At 35.5% G+C, this 2,676-nt stretch carries 3 protein-coding genes and 1 pseudogene; 3 read left to right on the forward strand and 1 reads right to left on the reverse strand.

Annotation, left to right across the window (positions count from 1 at the left end):
* Nucleotides 1-775, reverse strand: a 775-nt coding sequence (gene pyrG / locus ACZQCL_RS08510) for a CTP synthase (protein ID WP_482482788.1), incomplete at its 3' end; no start/stop codon positions are given.
* 132 nt (nucleotides 776-907) lie between these two features.
* Here pyrG and ACZQCL_RS08515 point away from each other — a divergent pair.
* From ACZQCL_RS08515 to ACZQCL_RS08525, 3 genes and pseudogenes are all read left to right on the forward strand, one after another.
* Entirely contained in the window at nucleotides 908-2,065 is a 1,158-nt protein-coding gene (locus ACZQCL_RS08515) for an AI-2E family transporter (RefSeq protein WP_482482790.1), read from the forward strand.
* A gap of 60 nt (nucleotides 2,066-2,125) precedes the next feature.
* A complete protein-coding gene (locus tag ACZQCL_RS08520; protein WP_117924810.1) occupies nucleotides 2,126-2,464 on the forward strand; it encodes an ankyrin repeat domain-containing protein in 339 nt (112 codons plus the stop codon).
* 12 nt (nucleotides 2,465-2,476) lie between these two features.
* Nucleotides 2,477-2,676: pseudogene (locus ACZQCL_RS08525) on the forward strand (helix-turn-helix transcriptional regulator); the annotation flags it as partial.

A 2,676-nucleotide genomic window follows, 5' to 3' on the forward strand; every position in this document is an offset into this window, starting at 1 on the left:
CAAGATTTTGTTCTTCTAACATAAATGGTACTTCATATAGAGAAGGAAGTGTCTTGTTTTGGATGACACAACGTTTTTCAACATTACAGAATAATGAAATTTTGTCTAATACAGACTGAGGAATCGTTTCATCACAACGTGCTACAATGATATCTGGATTGATACCATAAGATTGTAATTCTTTTACGGAATGTTGAGTTGGTTTTGATTTATATTCCTGTGAACCCGAAATATAAGGGATGTAAGTGACATGGATGAACAGACAGTTTTTACGACCAACCTCTAAGGCAACCTGACGAATGGATTCTAGAAATGGTAAGCTTTCAATATCGCCAGTCGTACCACCAATCTCGGTAATTACGACATCAGCAGCTGCATGTTCTCCTGCACGAATTACGAAACTCTTGATTTCATTGGTAATATGAGGAATAACTTGAACGGTTTCACCAAGATATTTTCCATCACGCTCCTTATTAATGACATTCCAATAGACACGTCCAGTGGTAAGGTTGGAATACGTATGGAGGTTTTCATCAATAAAACGCTCATAATGACCTAGATCCAGGTCGGCTTCTAATCCATCATCTGTGACATATACTTCACCATGTTGGAAAGGAGACATTGTTCCGGGATCCACATTGATATAGGGATCGAGCTTTTGACTTGTTACCTTGTAGCCACGTGACTTTAAAAGGCGGCCAAGACTTGCTGCACTGATACCTTTACCCAGGCCAGAAACAACACCTCCTGTTACGAAAATGTACTTTGTACTCATTTGTTTCACCTCTACTTTTTTCTTTTAACTCGTGAATTTTACACCTATGAAAAAAAGATGTAAATAAAAAATTTAAAAAAATGATTTTCAATGTAAAAGATAGTATAATAAATTCGATTTGAGGTGGTTTTGATGGACCTACATGAAAAAGAAAAAATGTACCAAAGACTCATTATTTTTACTTTATTAATCGGTATGGTCATCTATTATTTTGAAAAAATCGTTGATTTTTTGGCATGGATCGGGGCAATGTGTCTGCCATTTTTATTTGGTGCAGGACTTGCCTTTGTGTTTAATATTATATCGAACAATCTCATGCGCTATTTAATCAAATGGTTTGATATTAAAGATACAAAGATTAAAAGAGTCCTATCCAACATTTTAGCCATCTTCATTGTGTTTGCCGTATTTGCTGCCTTTGTCGGTATTGTCATACCTAAGATTCTATTTTCGATTCAATTGTTGATGTCAAACTTTCCACAGATGATCTATGAATTCTATATATGGCTTTTAGATATCACAAAACATGTAGATGTAATGCACAACTTTTTACAACACTTAGATATCAATGCCTTTAGTACATTTGCGATTGATAATGTGAGTAAAAAAATCAGTTCCTGGCTTGTATCTGGAGGAGCCAATGATATATTTGGATCCATTTTTATGATTTTATCCACTACATTTTCTTGGCTTGCGCAAGCCTTTATCGCAATCGTATTCTCGTTTCTATTGTTGTTTAATAAAAAACAAGTGGTTCGTGAAACAAAATCTTTATTAAAGGCCTATCTTCCAAAAAAGGATTATGAAAAAACACGCCACGTATTAAAGCTGATCATTCGTATTTTTACAAGTTATGTAGGCGGAACCTGTTTGGAATGCTTGATTTTAGCCAGTTTAGTTACTGCAGGGTCTTTGATCATGAAGATTCCATATGCATTTTTAATAGGTCTAGTCGTAGGTATTGGAGCTCTTGTGCCAATGTTTGGCGCCTTGGTTGCCGCTCTATTATGTACTTTCTTTATTGCGATAACATCTCCTGTACAAGGATTTACATTCATTGTTATGTTTATTTGTATTCAACAAGTTGAAGGAAACTTTATCTATCCGCATGTTGTTGGTAAGTCTGTAGGCTTTCCACCTATGTATATCATTGTGGCCATCACCATTGGAGCCAATGTAGCAGGTATTATTGGAATCATCATTTTTATTCCAATTTGTTCATGCATCTATCAGCTGGTAAGCGAAGATGTGTTAACTAGGCTTCAAAAAGTGAAAGAAGTATCCGATTAATTTGACATAAATGATGTCTATATAAGATGTATCCTTTGAGTATAGAAAGAAGGGTACAATATGAACGCAGAAAAAAGATTAGCTATGGATTTATTAGATGCTGTATGGAAAGAAGATGTACAAGGAGTTGAAAACTGCCTAGAACTTGGAGCAAGTCCAAGCTGGGTATTTAATGGATATCCTATTTTGATGCATGCCATCAGTATTGGAAATGAAGAAATTGTAAATATTTTAATTGATGCCGGAGCCATTCAGAAACAAGAAGCTTTAGGCTTTGCGCTTGAAAGAGGGATTGGTCAAATGATACGTCCACTTGTATTTCGTGGTATTGTTCCTAAACATTTTGAACCAAAAAAAGGCTTTGGCTACTATCCCCAAAGATTTTGCAGCACGCACTAAAAGGAGATAAAAATGAATCGAACAAACTTATGCATTCGCATGTTACAACTATTAAAGGCAAGAGGGAAAATGAACACAACACAGCTTGCGACAGAACTTGAAGTCAATCCACGTAACATTCGTGAATTTAAAAAAGAGCTTGTACTAGCTGGATATAATGTAGAAGAAGTAAAGGGACGTTATGGAGGATACATCTTAAATGATGAATACGA

The organism is Holdemanella sp., from assembly GCF_056804935.1.